Genomic DNA, 16,933 nt, shown 5'->3' with positions numbered 1-16,933 from the left:
GAGCTTTATTAAAAAAAGCTTTAAAGTACTGGATTCCCGCCTACGCGGGAATGACATCGGCTTAAACTACATTTAATAAATCTCCTGCGATTGGTCCTCTTTGCTCGGCACATAATCAAAAATATCGTTATTATCACGATTATCGATCATATCTTCGTTCTCAAGCATCTGAATGTTATTGACTTTAAATGCTTCTATAACAGTGCCACTTGGCGTAATTTTACCGGTTGCTCTATCTACGGCGATTAGCTTAATTGAATCTGGAACTTTAAAAGGCAGTGATGGCTCATCCTTATAAGCATTACTCATAAAATCAATAAAAATCGGCAATACTACGTTTGAACCTGTTGCTCTTTTTCCAAGCTCTTTCGGTGTATCATAACCCACATAACTGCCGACTACTATTTTTGGCGTTAAGCCTACAAACCATGTATCTTTACTATCGTTACTAGTACCGGTTTTTCCACCGATAATTTTCCCTAACTTCTTTGCAGCATAACCTGTTCCTCTATCTATTGCTCCGGTTAAGAACGAAGTAATTTGATAATCGCTAGCTTCATCCGTAACTCTATAAATATCTTCTTTCGGTATTTCTAATATTGCGGTATCTAAATTGCTATCCGAAACATTACAAGAAAGACATTCTCTATTATCTCGCCTATAAATAATTTTACCGTTACGGTCTTTAATTAATTCTACAAAATGAGGTTCAACTTTTTTACCGCCGTTAGCAATAATTGCATAAGCATTAGTCATTCTGCTAAGTGTGGTTTCAATTGAACCAAGTACCATAGAGTAAACTTTTTTTGGTTCATTATTAATACCGAATCGCTTAATTATATCAACGATTTTTGTAAGTCCTACGGCAGTTGCAACTCTTACAGTTATAAGATTACGAGATTTTTCAAGACCGGTACGCATAGTGATTTCGCCTAAAAACTTACCCTCATAATTTTTAGGACGCCAGCTAGGCATCCCCTGACCTTGCGAAATCTCAATAGGTCCATCGTTAAAAATCTGATTCGGCTTAATACCGTTTTCAAGAGCTGCTAAATAAACAAAGGTTTTACTCAAAGAACCCGGTTGACGAAGTGCTTGAGTTACTCTATCAAATTTACTTGTAGAAAAATCATATCCCCCAACACTTGCAAGTACCTGTCCGGTATTCGGGTTCATAACCATAATAGCTCCGTTTACTTCAGGAATTTGACGAAGAGCATAGCCGTCTTTTATAGGTTCAACCACTATCACATCGCCTTTTTTAAGCAAAGTCTTCACTGATTTAAGATTACTTCTTGCCCATTTCATTTCAGCAATAGGAATCTTAGATTTACTGTCGTCTATAAGTCCAATCTCTGCATGATTACCGGCCACATCCAGAACTACAGCTAATTTATACTCTAAAAGCGATGGGGGAGCCGGTAGTTTTTTTATCTCCTCTTGCCAATTATCAAGCGGAATATTAGCTATAGGCTTTCTAAAACCACGTCTTCTATCAAATTCCCTTAGACCTTTCCTTAGAGAATTTTCGGCTGATTGCTGCATCTCTGCATCCAAAGAAGTGATAATAGTAAGACCTCCGGTATAAAATTCTTCCTTACTATTTAACATTCTAATTACTTCTTCTCTAACCTGTGCAGCATAATAATCTGCCGTAACAGTTTCTTCTTTAGCTCGTTTACGTAAAACTATCGGACTATTCATAGCTTCTTTCGCAGCATCTTTTGTTATATAACCATCTTCAAACATACGTGCTATTACATAATCACGACGAGCTTTTACTCTAGCGTAGTTTCTCTCTGGATTAAGTTCGGAAGGGGCTTTAGGAAGTGCCGCAATAAAAGCTGATTCTGCAATGGTAAGTTCCTCTACGGATTTATTAAAATAATTTTGTGCAGCCGCCGCAACACCGTAAGCACCACGACCAAAGAATGTTTGATTAAGATATAATTCTAAGATTTGATCCTTAGTAAATACTCTTGAAATCATATAAGAAAGAATCGCTTCTTTAATCTTACGTTCAAGAGAAACTTCGTTAGTTAGCAGAAAATTTTTAACCACTTGCTGAGTAATTGTAGACGCTCCTTCCATACGCCTATGATGTAAATAATTAGATATATTTAAAAATGCCGCTCTAGCTATTCCAAGTAAATCAACGCCCGGATGGTTATAAAAATTCTTATCCTCGGCTGCAATAAAACTTTCTATTAATGAACTAGGTATGCTATTAATCGGTACAAATACACGACGTTCAAAAGCGTACTCCTCCATTAATTTACCGTCATGAGAATAGATACGTGTTACCGACGGAGGATAATAACGTGCAAGCTGCGAGTAATCAGGTAAATCACGTGAATAGTGATATATTATATAAGCAGTAATACCGCAACCTACTAAAATAAGTACGGCAAAAATTTTTAAACAAAAAAATAGAGATTTATACATTTAATAGATAATATTTTAAATTATACACTTTAAAGGCAGTGCAAGAAATTTATCGGAAAAACTTATTATTTCATTACCGTTATAAAGTATAATGCCATGCATAATTCGTGGGGCTAATGCTTCTGATAAATCTTTAAGACCCATAAAATGCCAGCTTTGAATAGTTTCTGTGGCCTTACACTCTATGCCACAAAATACATCGCCTTTATATAAAAGAAAATCAACTTCTTTTCCTAGATGCGTACGATAAAATGCTTGCTCTATACCCGTAGTTAGGGTTAATATTTTCCTAAGTTCCGCCCATAACCATGTTTCAAATATTGTTCCGTAATAAGGACTATTTAACAATAAGTTAGGAGTTGTTATGCCGTTTAAATACGATGCATAACCTGAATCATTCATATAAATTTTAGAAGTTTTTACTAATCTTTTACGTGTATTACTAAACCAAGGCGCTAATTGATTCACTTGAAAAGTTGTTTCTAAAATCTCTAAATATCTTGATATTGTTCTTTGATCTAGCCCTATTTCAATACTTAAATTCTTTTGATTTAATAAATTACCGCTTTGTAAGCCAACCAAGCGAAAAAGTTTAGCAAAGGAAACAACGTCTAAAAATTTATTTATATTTCGTACATCTCGCTCAATATAGGCTGATTGATAAGACGAAAACCAACGTTCACGAAATCTTTCTTGCTTTTTTAATATAACTTCCGGAAATCCGCCATAGAAAATATATTCATTTAAAGATTGGTTAGTTATTGTTGGTTTATATTCTAACTCTTTAGTCCATTTGTTTTTTAATTCAGGAATAGTTACCCCTGAAAAAATATCTAATATAAAAGAAGAAGGTTTATTTTGATTTAAAATTTCTCCTAAACTTAACCCTTCAAGATGTATTACGTCTACACGTCCTGCTAAACTTTCATATACTCCCGGGTAAGAAAAAATATTAGCCGATCCGGTTAAGAGGAAACGTCCCGGCCTCTTATCTTCATCAGTTGACTTTTTTATAGCTTTTAAAAGATCCGGGGCTCTTTGAATCCCGTCAATAGCAAGAGGAGAAATTGCATTTTTTATAAACCCATGAGGATCGGCAGTGGCTGCTTCTAATTGCGAGATATCGTCTAAAGTAATATATGACTTAAAAATTCCTTCGTCATATAATTGCTTTACTACTGTAGACTTACCAACTTGCCTAGCTCCAATAATAAGAACTGCAGAAAAATCTTTTAACGACTGCTTTACAAATGATGTTATATGTCTATTTATCATGTTGTAAGTTATAACATAAGTATGCTATTATTTACAACTGTTATTTTTGTAATATACTCGCTGAATTTGAAAAATTGGCTATGTCGTCTTTGTAAGACCTCGGATGCTCACGTATTTAGTATACGCTCCGCTCCTCGGCTTACAGACTCCTTGCTCTTTTCCAAGCTGAACTTCGTCTATCAACTTTTCATTTTACTTCGGAGTATACGTAAATTACATAATCAAATTACCTCACCGCTTAAGCTATTACTTGCGGCCTTAGTAATTTTTACATCAATGATTTTACCAAGTAAAGATTTATTAGGGTTCTGGATATATACGGACTGCATGTATGGAGTTTTGCCTGTTATCTGATCATCGAATTTACCGTTGCGGTCGAATAAAACTTTCATAATACTACCAATACAGCTTTCATTGAAAGCTAGTTGCTGACTAGTGAGTTCTTGTTGCAATATAGTTAATCTCTCTGATTTTATATACTCTGGTATTTGATCTGTTCTAGTTGCTCCAGGCGTGCCCGGGCGAGGGCTATATTTGAACGAATAACACTGGCCGTATTTTACTCGGCGGACCAAATCTAAAGTATCCTCAAAATCTTCATCAGTTTCACCGGGAAAACCGACAATAAAATCAGAAGATAAAACTATATCGGGTCTTGCCTCTCTTAAGCGATTAATTATATCAAAATAATAATCCCGATCATGCTTACGGTTCATGGCTTTTAATATTTTATTTGAACCTGATTGCACCGGAAGATGTAAAAACGGCATTAATTTAGGTTCAGTGCCGTGCAGTTTTATTAGATCATCAGCAATATCTATCGGGTGCGACGTCATATAACGCAATCTCTCTAAATTTGGGATTTGTGCTAGATGTCCCAGTAAATCGGCTAGAGTAAATATCTTATCATCAGGTCCTTTACCGTGATAAGCATTAACATTTTGCCCAAGTAGTGTAATTTCTTTAACACCGCTGCTAACTACTTTTAACGCTTCTCTATAGACCTGCTCTACGTTCCTTGAAAATTCAGCTCCTCTTGTATAAGGCACCACACAGAAAGTACAAAATTTATCGCATCCTTCTTGCACCGATATAAAGCTACTAGCACCTTGCGGATATAATTGTTCCGGTAAATTATCAAATTTCGCTTCTTCAACAAAATCAAGATCGATTAAATGTTTTTCGTGTCTAACGACTTTTGAGATTAATTCCGGTAGGTTATAATAAGATTGCGGACCGACAACAATATCGACATAAGGAGTTCTTGAGAAAATCTCTTCCCCTTCCGCTTGTGCAACACAGCCAGCCACAACTATTATTGCAGAGTTTAAGCCTTGTCTTTTTCTTGTATCTTGTAGTTTCTTAATACGACCGAGTTCTGAATAAGTTTTCTCGGCTGCTTTCTCTCTGATATGACAGGTATTTAGGATAATAACATCAGCTTCTTCAATATTTTCCGTAGGTTCATAACCAAAAGGATAAAGCAAATCCTGCATCTTAACGGAGTCATAAACATTCATCTGACAGCCGTAGGTCTTAATATAAAGCTTTTTACTCATAAAATTTTTAATATTATAAAAAGTTCTACACTATACTATATTTAGATAATTTTATCAAATTTTAAATAAACCGAAAGCGGGTATTGCTAACTAAAGGCGGATAGTTAATAAATTAACGTCATTGCGAGGAAAAATTGAAAATTTTGGTGAAGCAGTCTAGTAAAAAATTCTGATTTACAGAATTTTTTTTAATTGTTTTTCTGGATTGCCACGTCGCTTCGCTCCTCGCAATGACGGTTTGGGTATCCATGCAACAATGCCCATAATTTACTGATTAATCCTTGCTGTACAGATTCTTTCGGTGATTTCTTTAAGTTTTTCTATTCTCTCAATAAGATAAAGCAGCTGTTCTTTTGTAATTTTATTGTTTTTATCATATCTTGCATCAACATAAGCTTTTTCATGAAGCTCAAAGCACTCTTTTTGTTCAGCAGTTGCTTTAGGGAATACTTCCCATAATTCACTGACATAATTTCCTACCATACTACCTAATTTTTGCAAATTATGTAATTTAGGTTTGTAATTTGAGAAAACTAATAAAATAGTACTGTAAAAACTTTCGGTAGCTTGATGTAATTCAAAAGCACCTTTATTTAAATATCCTTTTTCTAGTGGATTTTTACAATCTAAAAAACTTTTACCTTTATCAAACCATTCTTCATAATAATCTTTAGCGATTTCTTTCATCTCGCTCCAAGGTAAATCTTTAGCTTCACTAAGCGTAAATTCCCCGCTATCATATAAAAGAATACCTTCTTTTCTTGGTCGTGCCTCCGTATTGCAGTTTAGAGTAAATAGTCTATAATCCTCAAACAGTAATAAGAGAGAATTATAGTTAAGGAGTTATGGCAAAAATAGATGTTAAGTGTAGATATTGTAACAACACAGAAGAAGTAATAAAGTCAGGATATTCAATTTCAAAACAACAGAGATATCAATGCAAGCGGTGTAATCGATATTTTTAATTGGAGTATATTAATAATGCATCTAAGCCTGGAGTTAAGGAGCAAATAGTAGAAATGTCAATCAACGGCTCTGGAGTTAGAGATACAGTAAGAGTATTAAAAGTGGGTATCAATACAGTTATCCGTGTTTTAAAAAAATCTAGTATTAAAAAACAATAAATCATTCTATCAGTACAACAGAAGTAATTATTGCTCCTGAGATAGATGAACAATGGTCTTATGTACAGAATAAATCCAGACAACGATGGCTTTGGTATGCCTTGGATAAGATTTCGTTAAAAGTAGTTGCTTATACGTTTGGTACAAGATGTGATAGCACATTAGAATCATTACTGAAAAAACTAGAGAATTTCAAGGTGACTTTTTACTATACAGATGGATGGGGGAGTTATGCTAGGTTATTAGACCCTAAAAAGCATATTATCAGTAAAAAATACACTCAACGGATAGAACGAAGTAACTTGAACCTTAGAACGAGATGCAAGAGGCTTGCACGTAAGACAATCTGCTTTTCCAAGTCATTGGATATTCATGATAAGGTTATTGGTACTCTTATTGAACGTATAGCTTTTTAATAGGCATAACTGCAATATGGAGGCATGACCCTTTTCTTAATATCCGTGTAAAAATAACGCCCTATCTCCAACTGCTTATTTACCTCGTTTATTGACTCTAGAATTATAGATATCTCTGAATCATACGGGATAATCTGAGGTTTTATTACTCCTGTTTTTTCTAATCTTTTATATAATTATCTTCTAACCTTAAAGCAGTATGCCCTTTATATTTACCTTTTTTAAAATTATCAAGATATCAGTATTGCTATGGTAACCGTTAGGTAAATCACGTACCCAGTCGCCTCTAGCAAAAGAGCCATACAAAATAATCATAGTAATTTTATCCTGTGCAATATCTAAAATCTGCTGCATTATAAAATTAAGCCTAGCTTGGATCTTAAGAGAACGTTCAGGTAAGGTGGTTTTCATTTAAATCTATATTTTATATTTCTGCTTTTAGCTTTTTTATTTCTTCTATGGATATTCCTGTCATCTCGTGTATTTCTTCTATAGGTATTTTTTAGTTAGCATTTTCTTTATTATTTCAATTTTTCCCTTTTCTATACCTCTTTCTATCCCTTTTTCTATACCCTTTTCCATACCGGCATTAAACTTTTCCTCAAATTTGTCTATTTCATGTTGTATAGCCATTTCAGCTCTAAGGTAATCATCATGCTCTTGGTCCGTCCATTTATATTGCTCTAAACTTGCATATGCCGATAACACAATTTCATTTTTAATCTCTTTTGGCGACTCTTGTTCTTGCGAAGCATATTTTAATAAATGTAACCATTCATCGGCATCATCTTTAAGATCATTTTTTTAAATTTTCCTAGTTCAATAAATACATAAGTTAATGAAAACAAATATTGTTTATGGGTATTGCTTTCTTTTATATGATGATAGCTAACATACGGCAATTCATCAGGCAAAGCTTTTGTTCCTATGATAGAAATTATTACTACCGGCAATAAATCTTTATGTTTCATACCTTTCTTAATTTGACTAACATAGGTATAACAACCGTAAAGCTGCGTTCTATTAAGATAATCTTCCTCCATTTTACGCTGCATTTCGATCATATACCATCTACCGGTTTCATCTTTAACTTTTAGATCGAATAAACTTCTTTTCCCTTCAAGACATAAAGGCAATTGTTCAGTAGTTATATAGCTTAAATCTATGATTCTATCTCCTTTCGATAACCTAAGAAGGGAGTTCAATAAATTTATTAATTTTATTTTATCGCTAAATAATTTTTTAAATGCGACATCATTTGTACCGTCTAAATATCTTTACATAAATAATTATATTTTTAGTAAGTTTGCATATATAGCAAATTAACCTCAGATAGTAAACTACTTTTACAATTTATTATAAGTATTAGACTTCTTGCATAACTTATCTTATAAAGAGGGATCCCCTTGAAAACACGGAAGCACTTGCCACCGCAGCGTATATAAATACATGAGGATGCGTTACCTTCTTGATGTACAAATTACCTTTAGAAGGAGGTTAGGCAAAAAGTCTATTAATACCTATCATTATCATCATATACCCCCCAAATTGCTTTCTTTGAGATCCATCCCGTATAATCTTTACATGTAATTTGGCAGAATTGTCCTTTGCATTTTTTTAAACCGCAGCGAACCTTGGGTATTAATTTTGCTATAACTCGGCTTTTATGGTCTGCGGATTTGGTAAGCTCTATTTCCTTATCGGAGGTAATAACTACTGATCTTTTACCTGATAAAACGCTTGAATGTATCCAACCGCCTTCGCCGTTAATGTCACGTACTTGTCGCCATTGTTCGTACTCTGCAGTTATTTCTACCGGTTCGCCTTTTTTAACAAAAATCCATTCTACGGCAGATTTAGTGGTTGGTCCGCTCCTTGCATTTACTTCATTAGATTTTATTGAAACAAATCTTGGAATAGGTAATTTTTTATTATCGGCGTTAATTGTTGTTGATAATATTATCGTAATTAAAATGATAAAAACTTTAATCATTATCTTCCACTTCAGATAAAGCATCCTCTTTTTTTGCTATTATATAATTACCAAGCCTAAATTGCACTTTTATTCTATTAATTTCCTGCTCGCTAATACCTATATTTTTTAGGACTGTTCCACCGATTTGTAATCCAGTCTCATAACTTTCCGGAATAATAGTTGTGGCACCTAAATCATAAAACTCTCTGGCATTTTTTAAGTTTTTTAACTTAACGATAATCGGTATATCCTGATAATTACCGCTAATTGTTTTAAGCGATTTCTTGATAGTTACTTGATTATTCATAGTAAGTATTATAGCAAATGCTCTTTCCGTACCTAATGCCTTTAGAGTATCGGCTTGCGATACGTCACCTTTAAAAACCGGTAAACCGTTTGAGAGCTCTTCTTTGACTCTATCATCATCTAAATCAAGTATTACGTAACTTATACCCTCCGCTTCCAAAACTCTTGCTACCATTTTACCGGTATTACCAAGTCCGGCAATAATAATATGGTTTGTTAAATCTCTTGCTCCAAGCTCAATCATTTGAGTCGGAGTTTTGCCAAGTCTTTTATCAACTTTCTCGGCAATCTTTTTCCCTAAAGCTGCGAGTAATGGAGTAAGTGCCATAGTAAAAGTAACTACGAGTAATAATATATCGGCAGTACTTTCTTCTAATACTCCACTATCTTTACCTAAACTGAATAATATAAAACCAAACTCTCCACCTTGCGATAATAATAAGCCTGAATAAAAAGCAACTCCTTTATTAAAACCGAATAAAATACAAAAAGCCGTTATGATTAAGGTTTTTATACCTATTAAAGCAATAGATAAAGTAAGAATGTGAGATATTTTTTCATACATTTCTAGTGCGTCGATATTCATACCGACGGTCATGAAAAATAATCCTAAAAATAAACTTTTGAAAGGATAAATACTTTCTTCTGCCTGCAATCTAAATTCGGTTTCTGCAACTAATACTCCGGCAACAAATGCTCCTAGAGCTAAAGACAAACCAAATGTTTCGGTAGCCCAAGCAGCAGAAAGTACTATTAACAAAGTCATCGAAATAGGTAACTCGCTTGCATTATTACTTTCTGATGAAATGAAAGAAAATACAGGACGAAGAAAAACACGACCGACAATAAATATTGTAAGTAAGGCCGTTACGGCTTTTAAGAGCGCAATACCAAGAGCCGCCGCAAGCGAAGCTTTATTACTGTCGGCAAGTAGCGGCACTACCACAAGTAATGGAACTACGGCCAAATCTTGCAGTAACAGAATAGCTAAAGAAACTCTTCCTATTTGCGTTGATTGACTACGATTTTCCTCAATAACCTGCATAACAAGTGCCGTAGATGAAAGGGCAAGACCACCGCCGGTAATAATAGCCGCACTACTATTGCCGTCTATAAGTACCATTGCACCGGCAATTACTATAGCAGTCGTTAAAACTTGCAAACTACCGAGACCAAAGACATATCGTCTCATAGCTTTTAATCGCTCGAAGGATAACTCAAGACCTATTGCAAATAATAGAAATACTACACCAAGTTCACCTAGTAACTTAGTTTGGTCATATGTTACGATTTTTAAACCGTGATCACCTATTGCAGCTCCTGCAATTAAGTAACCAAGTACCGGACTTAATCTAAGACGCTTAAGTATAGCCACGATAAAAACCGCAGTACCGAGTAAAATTATAACGTTAATAAGAATATGATCGTTCATCTTTTCCAAATTTCTTCTAGCTTAAAATGTTCCCGTGCTTCAGGATAAAAAATATTAATTAAAATAGTACCTGCATCTATTAGTACCCACTCTGATTTACCAAACCCCTCAATATTACTATTTATACCGGCATTATTTTTTAATTCTAAAGCTACATATTCAGCAATTGCTCCAACATTTTTAGTCGAACGACCGCTAGCAAATATAATATAATCGGCTAATTTATGTTTTCCTGTTAAATCAATTACCTCGATATCTTCTGCTTTTTTCTCATTCAAACATTCTAAGATAAATAATTTTAATTCTTCAGCTTCTTTTTTCATAATAATTAATAAATGACATAATAATATTAATTATTATATTCATAAGAGTAGAGTTTATCAATGAATGTTTAAAATTCTATAATAAAAATTCATATAAAGCTTTACTTTAACTAAAAAAAACTTTAATTAATATTTAGGCTTTTATATCTAAAAAGTGATAAAATAATGGCAATAACTGCAGAAGAGTTAGAAAAAATACTTAAGGAATCCTTTCCAAACAGTATAATAAAAATTACTGATTTAGTAGGAGATCAAGACCATTATGCCTTAGAAATATCAGATGTTCAATTTAATGGACTTTCTTTAATTAATCAACATAAATCAGTAAAAAACGCCCTGTCTGAAATATTAAATAAAAAACTACATGCAATTACCATAAAAACTATCGCAGTTCCTGAAAAATAATTACAAATATTAATATAATAAATCTTGCATAAATTCAACTTATTATTTAATTTAAGTTTCATGCTTACTTGGCATTAGTCAGCAATGTGTTGACTGATATTCTTAAAAGAGTATACTGTAAATTAATCTATCCGGTCATGCCTCCATATTGCAGTTATGCCTATTAAAAAGCTATACGTTCAATAAGAGTACCAATAACCTTATCATGAATATCCAATGACTTGGAAAAGCAGATTGTCTTACGTGCAAGCCTCTTGCATCTCGTTCTAAGGTTCAAGTTACTTCGTTCTATCCGTTGAGTGTATTTTTTACTGATAATATGCTTTTTAGGGTCTAATAACCTAGCATAACTCCCCCATCCATCTGTATAGTAAAAAGTCACCTTGAAATTCTCTAGTTTTTTCAGTAATGATTCTAATGTGCTATCACATCTTGTACCAAACGTATAAGCAACTACTTTTAACGAAATCTTATCCAAGGCATACCAAAGCCATCGTTGTCTGGATTTATTCTGTACATAAGACCATTGTTCATCTATCTCAGGAGCAATAATTACTTCTGTTGTACTGATAGAATGATTTATTGTTTTTTAATACTAGATTTTTTTAAAACACGGATAACTGTATTGATACCCACTTTTAATACTCTTACTGTATCTCTAACTCCAGAGCCGTTGATTGACATTTCTACTATTTGCTCCTTAACTCCAGGCTTAGATGCATTATTAATATACTCCAATTAAAAATATCGATTACACCGCTTGCATTGATATCTCTGTTGTTTTGAAATTGAATATCCTGACTTTATTACTTCTTCTGTGTTGTTACAATATCTACACTTAACATCTATTTTTGCCATAACTCCTTAACTATAATTCTCTCTTATTACTGTTTGAGGATTATAGACTATTTACTCTAAACTGCAATACGGAGGCACGACCCTCCACCTGTACCAACTGACAGATTACCTCCTGTAGTACCGCCTGTGCCAGGACCGTTAGGACCAAAGCCACCAGTGCCAACTGATGGGCTACCACCTCCTGTACTTGGTCCGTTAGGTCCAAAGCCACCGGTGCCTGTAACCGGAGTAGTCGGGGTATTATATCCTGCCGAATTGCTAGGTGTTACATCGTAGCCGCTCGGAGTGATAGGCGGAACATATATATTGTTAACTACACTACCGCTAGTTGGTGGCGGTTGTATAGGATTAAAACCACCACCAACACTTGGACCGACGAAAGGACCCATAGGAGTAAGCGGAGTAGTTACTCTGTGTATTTCATTTGAAGGGCGCTCGATTATAGGTAATAAATGCTTAATTACCGCCGCCCTTTGATCTACCGGTGTATTTACTAAAACATTTGCAACTTTTGCCGCATCAGTACCCAGAGGAGCTTTTATTATCTTACCTATAATATTATCAACAACATTATCTCCTGTTGGTTCTATCGGTAAAAGTACAAAGAAATTACCTGTAATTTTCCATCTGACGAAGCCGCCTTCATTAGCCGTTACGTTAAACGGTAGATTTGCGGCATTACCGACTATTATACTACCTCCTGCTGCACTAATGACAGGATAAGCACTACCTTCTCCAATAGCAGACGGGTTATTTTGAGCAGTTAAAAATACTTTAATAGAAGAAACATTTGATAAATTGAAGGTGCTACCGCTTGCGAGTACTATATTACCGCTATTAGCGTTACCTGTCTGACCTGCATTTATAGTATCATAGAAGACATTTATAATAAGCTCACCGGTAGGAGTAGCAGAGCCTGTATAAGTAACTTGATTATTACCAAGGTCAGAAGTAATATTACTACCTGATATATTACCGCCGACATTTACTTTAGTATTATCACCGGTAAACATCATTGTCGCCTGATCGGCAACTATAGTAGTTGCTCCTAAATTCGACGCAGTGAAAGCTGTTTTTTTCGGTGCAAAAGTAATAACATTAGCACCCGTTACCGCTTTTTGTAGCCACACGTCATCATTAAACTTATGACTATCGCCGTTAATCGGAGCTTATACAAGCGTAGCATTAGTATATTCTGCTGAAGAGCTGCTACTGCTTCCTTTGAAGTCCTCTGAAACGATTTTTGTTTTGTAACTAAATTTCATGGTTGCTCTTGGCACTTTAACACCGCCGACCGTGGCTGACGGAATGTCTAAGCTCCTACTGTTATAACCGGTAAATACAGCTGATTTACCGGCATCAATAGTAATAGCTTTGGTATGGGCCTCTCCTTTTACCGTGCCTTTATTACTACTGAACTGAACTAGTTTAAGGTTTACATTCTCACCGCCTAAATCATCGGTAAAACCGTTATCGGCATTAAATATCGCCGTACCCTCGTTATTAGTTTTGGTTGTGACACTAGAGTAAACATCTTGGCTACCAATGGTGAATTTACCGCCACTATTAAGCTGAATGGTTTAAGGTGGTTTGAGTCTGAACCGAACGGCGAAGTACCTGTTGTTAAATCTCCCGTTATTGCAAGAGTATGAATTTTATTGCCGGTAGTTGTAGCCCCGCCAACCGTACTTGTATTGGTAAGTGTTAAGGTTACAGCATTAGAAGTCGTAAATTTTACGTTATTAACATATACTTGATTTGTAAGCGTTACATCTCCACCGTTTATTTGTATTATACCAAGAGGAATATTTGCTTTACCATATGTACCATTATCCGTTACAGCGTCTGAATCGTCAAATCTTACACCTCCGGTAATATCAATTGGTGCGGGAGTAATTAATGCATTTGGAGCAACATAGTTAAAGTATCCGGTAAATGTAACATTGCTTGAGTCTCGGTCAAGTATAGCATTTGGTCCCAAGTAAACTACACCGCCTTTAATAACGCTATCAGGTACACTATTCATCACACCAACGCTTAAGGTTCCATTTGGAACGGTAATATCATCTACTGCTGTATTACTACCTATGTTACCTCGGATAGCACTAACCCCATTGTCATTACCGTTATTGTTAACGTTAAATTAACAGCTTTACCGCCTGTTTCATTAATGTTACCGGTTAAATTTGTTTCCTGAGTAAATACTATAGTACCCGTATCCGTTCCTTGAACTTCAGTAATTGACATATTACCGCCGGAATTAATCGTGACGGTGCTGTTGTCAGCCCCTGCTTGTAGCATTGCAAGGTTTGTAATTGTATTTGTTGAGTTTCCGTTACCGTCAACCGTACCTATAGTACCGTTATCCATAAACACTACAGTACCGTTAGGTTGACCACCTGTACTTGTTATATTACCGGTAATAAGTGCCGGTATATTATTTTTTGTATCACTAGCAAATATTGCGGTACCGGCATTATTTTGGAAATTCATATTGCCGTTAATCTGTACGACTCCAAGCTCGATATTAATAGGACCGGAAGGAGCGGAGAAAAAAACATTCGATCTGACTGATCCTATTGCAACTTTTGCAACGGATACGTTTATATTTGGGGTATTAAGAGCAGTTATTACTAGTGTTCCTTGCCCTGTAAGTTGTACTTTACTCACCGGATTTGCTTTTGTTCCGATAGCATAATTATTAGCCGTACCGTCTATTGTTAACTTGGTATTAGCATTTTTTGCATTTATCTCAACTATAGCGACATTTGGAACAAGCGGCTCTATATTGCCTGTTAACTCTATAGCACTATTATTGCCGCTAGCTACGGTAGTCATTAACTTTAAAACAGATGCAGAGTCCACGAATGTAACGCCCGGAGCTTTTAATTGAAAATCTCCGTTTAATGCATCAAGTGCGTAAGTTCTCGGACCGTTATTATCACCGATATTGGTTTTGGCAATTTGTGTCGAAGTAATTGATTGGTCGACGAATATAGCTCCGTTTCCAATATTAAGAGCTGCTGCATTACTTACGTCAAAGCTATTAGCACCACCAACAACTCCGACCTCACTACCTGCAGTAACATTTATAGCTGCTAATTTATTCACAGCAGTACCTAGTGTTTTGGTATTATCGCCACCTTGAATCTCAAGTTTAGCACCTTTAGTACTACTTAAATTGACCTTATCGCCACCGCCGGCAAAGCCGCCGAAACTATTCGCAAAAGTAACTTGTTGATTGCTACTTGTTGTTAAACCGAATGTAGAATTAGTATCGCCAAAATTGATAGTACTACCCATCGGCTGTAAGAGAGTTAGCAGACCTTTCTAACACCTACAGTAAATGTCTTAGGAGCTGCGGCTTGTCCGATATTAATTGTTTGCACCGTACCGATAGATATATCCGTAGCAGTTAAGTTAGCATAGGCATTCAATGTTCCGGTAGCACCATTGGTAACCACACTATTAAACGTATAACCTGCAGGATTTGCTCACGAAAATTCTAAGATGCCACCGGCTCCGAAATCTACATCACCGGTAGTAGTGAGTGAACCTTGTAAATCTGCTGTACCACCATTACTGAAGACTAAAGAAGCAGTCGATACATCTTGTTGGAAAGCCGCTATTTGACCGGCTACACCGTTAATCGTTATTGTATTTATATTGTTTACGACGACACTAACAGTACCGTCCCCGTCAAATACTAAATCGCCGGCTGCCGCTGCACTACTTATCACCGCTGCTAAAGTACCGCCGTCATTAACGTTAACCGTACCTGCCTTACCGGTAAAATCAGTCTGTCCACCAATCTGATCAGTTGCAATGACACCGGCATCAGTAAAAGTTGCTCTACCTGTAATATCCCCGGTATATGTTCCTGTCCCGACAGTAACGTTACCCGTAGTATCCGTAGTCAATTGACCGGCTCCAACTGCAGCATTACCTGTAAAGCCGCCGGCTGCCGTAGCTACCGTACCTGCATTATTTATCGTCAGATTAGTTGCACTAGATGCTCCGTTTATTGTAACAACTCCTGCTCCGTTAAGATTTAAAGCCGTAATGCCGGTAACAGGTCCTAATATTCCTGCTCCTAACTCATTAACCGTACCGTTAATGCCATTACTACTTGTTACTGCCGCTAAATTACCCCCCTGCAGCAAGATTTATTATATCGGCATTATTTACAAAATCCGTTTTTCCGGTAATATTAGTCACTGCAAGCGTAGTAGTATTCGTAAAATTAACCGAACCGTTAACAGTGGTAAGAGTTAAATTACCGGCCATACCTGTAGAAAGAGGGTTGCTATATTAATTGCCGGCGTAATCGTGATATCACCGTTGCCGGCTAATATCATAGAATTTAAAGTATTGCCGTTATTAATACCTAAATTATTTCCACCGGTTATCGTTAAAAGACCACCGGTTGAGCTTAACTGAATCACGCCACTAGCCGCTGCACCAGGATTTAAATCCCCATTTATTGTAGCCGTTACGTTTCCGTTACTTGTAATATTTAATATTGAACCGGCATTATTGAATTTCATATTAGCAGTACTAATATTAAAATTTGCATTATTAGGCGTTAATATATGTCCCGATTCCGTTTCCATCGCCGATATTTATATTAGTAGCACTTGCCGAGGTAGCGGTTTGATCGGTAAAGTTACTATTTCCCGTAACGTTAAGAGTCGTAATACCGCTAAGGTTAATCCCTCCCTGTGCCTGAACGTTTCCTATAGTGCTAACCGAAGCTAGCTTATTAACGGCACCGAACGATCCTCCCTGAACGGTTAAAGCATTAGTGCCGTTTAA

General features: G+C 35.7%; 15 protein-coding genes and 5 pseudogenes. 2 read left to right on the top strand and 18 right to left on the bottom strand.

What is annotated here, in order from left to right; translation table 11 throughout:
• Window positions 1-72 precede the first annotated feature (72 nt).
• The 5 genes and pseudogenes from AC0ODJ_RS02190 to AC0ODJ_RS02170 all read right to left on the bottom strand — a co-directional run bounded on the left by AC0ODJ_RS02190 (window position 73) and on the right by AC0ODJ_RS02170 (window position 5,966).
• Window positions 73-2,445 carry a penicillin-binding protein 1A gene (locus tag AC0ODJ_RS02190; protein WP_218460566.1) on the bottom strand — a complete coding sequence of 791 codons (2,373 nt, stop codon included), beginning with the start codon at window positions 2,443-2,445 and terminating at the stop codon, window positions 73-75.
• 15 nt (window positions 2,446-2,460) lie between these two features.
• The gene (locus AC0ODJ_RS02185) at window positions 2,461-3,720 is read right to left on the bottom strand and encodes an ATP-binding protein (RefSeq protein WP_218460567.1); all 1,260 of its coding nucleotides are present in this window, start codon (window positions 3,718-3,720) and stop codon (window positions 2,461-2,463) included.
• Between the two features lie 40 nt (window positions 3,721-3,760).
• Window positions 3,761-3,884 (bottom strand): annotated as a pseudogene (locus AC0ODJ_RS02180) (palindromic element RPE5 domain-containing protein).
• A gap of 57 nt (window positions 3,885-3,941) precedes the next feature.
• Window positions 3,942-5,279 (bottom strand): tRNA (N6-isopentenyl adenosine(37)-C2)-methylthiotransferase MiaB, encoded by a 1,338-nt coding sequence (gene miaB / locus AC0ODJ_RS02175; RefSeq protein WP_474464856.1) that lies wholly within the window; start codon window positions 5,277-5,279, stop codon window positions 3,942-3,944.
• A gap of 267 nt (window positions 5,280-5,546) precedes the next feature.
• Window positions 5,547-5,966, bottom strand: coding sequence for a HEPN domain-containing protein (locus AC0ODJ_RS02170; RefSeq protein WP_218460570.1), 420 nt, complete (start codon window positions 5,964-5,966; stop codon window positions 5,547-5,549).
• A 158-nt stretch (window positions 5,967-6,124) separates the two neighbouring features.
• On the opposite strand from AC0ODJ_RS02170, the pseudogene AC0ODJ_RS02165 reads away from it, so the two are divergent.
• Window positions 6,125-6,819, top strand: a pseudogene (locus AC0ODJ_RS02165) (IS1 family transposase).
• 32 nt (window positions 6,820-6,851) lie between these two features.
• Here the strand turns inward: AC0ODJ_RS02165 and AC0ODJ_RS02160 are convergent.
• The 6 genes and pseudogenes from AC0ODJ_RS02160 to rsfS form a co-directional block, all read right to left on the bottom strand.
• Window positions 6,852-7,230: pseudogene (locus AC0ODJ_RS02160) on the bottom strand (nucleotidyltransferase); the annotation flags it as partial.
• Window positions 7,231-7,443: 213 nt separating this feature from the next.
• Window positions 7,444-7,590 (bottom strand): annotated as a pseudogene (locus tag AC0ODJ_RS02155) (Rpn family recombination-promoting nuclease/putative transposase); the annotation flags it as partial.
• Window positions 7,578-8,024, bottom strand: coding sequence for an Rpn family recombination-promoting nuclease/putative transposase (locus AC0ODJ_RS02150; RefSeq protein WP_256621466.1), 447 nt, complete (start codon window positions 8,022-8,024; stop codon window positions 7,578-7,580). The gene AC0ODJ_RS02150 and the pseudogene AC0ODJ_RS02155, both read right to left, overlap by 13 nt.
• 308 nt (window positions 8,025-8,332) lie before the next feature.
• Window positions 8,333-8,812 (bottom strand): SH3 domain-containing protein, encoded by a 480-nt coding sequence (locus AC0ODJ_RS02145; protein ID WP_218460796.1) that lies wholly within the window; start codon window positions 8,810-8,812, stop codon window positions 8,333-8,335.
• Window positions 8,805-10,532: a cation:proton antiporter domain-containing protein gene (locus tag AC0ODJ_RS02140; protein ID WP_218460797.1), complete on the bottom strand. Its 1,728-nt coding sequence runs from the start codon at window positions 10,530-10,532 to the stop codon at window positions 8,805-8,807. Before AC0ODJ_RS02140 ends, AC0ODJ_RS02145 begins: the two co-directional genes overlap by 8 nt.
• Complete coding sequence (gene rsfS, locus AC0ODJ_RS02135; RefSeq protein WP_218460798.1) at window positions 10,529-10,855, bottom strand: ribosome silencing factor; 327 nt, start codon at window positions 10,853-10,855, stop codon at window positions 10,529-10,531. Before rsfS ends, AC0ODJ_RS02140 begins: the two co-directional genes overlap by 4 nt.
• Before the next feature lie 165 nt (window positions 10,856-11,020).
• On the opposite strand from rsfS, the gene AC0ODJ_RS02130 reads away from it, so the two are divergent.
• Window positions 11,021-11,260: a BolA/IbaG family iron-sulfur metabolism protein gene (locus AC0ODJ_RS02130; protein ID WP_474464849.1), complete on the top strand. Its 240-nt coding sequence runs from the start codon at window positions 11,021-11,023 to the stop codon at window positions 11,258-11,260.
• A 163-nt stretch (window positions 11,261-11,423) separates the two neighbouring features.
• Here AC0ODJ_RS02130 and AC0ODJ_RS02125 read toward each other — a convergent pair.
• From AC0ODJ_RS02125 to AC0ODJ_RS02095, 7 genes and pseudogenes are all read right to left on the bottom strand, one after another.
• Window positions 11,424-12,118: pseudogene (locus AC0ODJ_RS02125) on the bottom strand (IS1 family transposase).
• A 56-nt stretch (window positions 12,119-12,174) separates the two neighbouring features.
• Complete coding sequence (locus AC0ODJ_RS02120; protein WP_474464846.1) at window positions 12,175-13,248, bottom strand: hypothetical protein; 1,074 nt, start codon at window positions 13,246-13,248, stop codon at window positions 12,175-12,177.
• Between the two features lie 320 nt (window positions 13,249-13,568).
• Complete coding sequence (locus AC0ODJ_RS02115; RefSeq protein WP_256621197.1) at window positions 13,569-14,144, bottom strand: hypothetical protein; 576 nt, start codon at window positions 14,142-14,144, stop codon at window positions 13,569-13,571.
• Between the two features lie 59 nt (window positions 14,145-14,203).
• Window positions 14,204-15,421 carry a hypothetical protein gene (locus tag AC0ODJ_RS02110; protein WP_474464843.1) on the bottom strand — a complete coding sequence of 406 codons (1,218 nt, stop codon included), beginning with the start codon at window positions 15,419-15,421 and terminating at the stop codon, window positions 14,204-14,206.
• 191 nt (window positions 15,422-15,612) lie between these two features.
• A complete protein-coding gene (locus AC0ODJ_RS02105; RefSeq protein ID WP_218460217.1) occupies window positions 15,613-16,281 on the bottom strand; it encodes a hypothetical protein in 669 nt (222 codons plus the stop codon).
• Window positions 16,265-16,405 carry a hypothetical protein gene (locus tag AC0ODJ_RS02100; RefSeq protein WP_474464842.1) on the bottom strand — a complete coding sequence of 47 codons (141 nt, stop codon included), beginning with the start codon at window positions 16,403-16,405 and terminating at the stop codon, window positions 16,265-16,267. Before AC0ODJ_RS02100 ends, AC0ODJ_RS02105 begins: the two co-directional genes overlap by 17 nt.
• Window positions 16,390-16,731, bottom strand: coding sequence for a hypothetical protein (locus AC0ODJ_RS02095; RefSeq protein ID WP_474464840.1), 342 nt, complete (start codon window positions 16,729-16,731; stop codon window positions 16,390-16,392). The genes AC0ODJ_RS02100 and AC0ODJ_RS02095 overlap by 16 nt, the downstream gene beginning before the upstream one ends.
• Window positions 16,732-16,933 lie beyond the last annotated feature (202 nt).

The sequence above is a fragment of the Rickettsia senegalensis genome (genome assembly GCF_056135685.1).
Note: the sequence above shows the minus strand (reverse complement) of the source record. Positions and strands in the feature narration are given on the sequence as shown.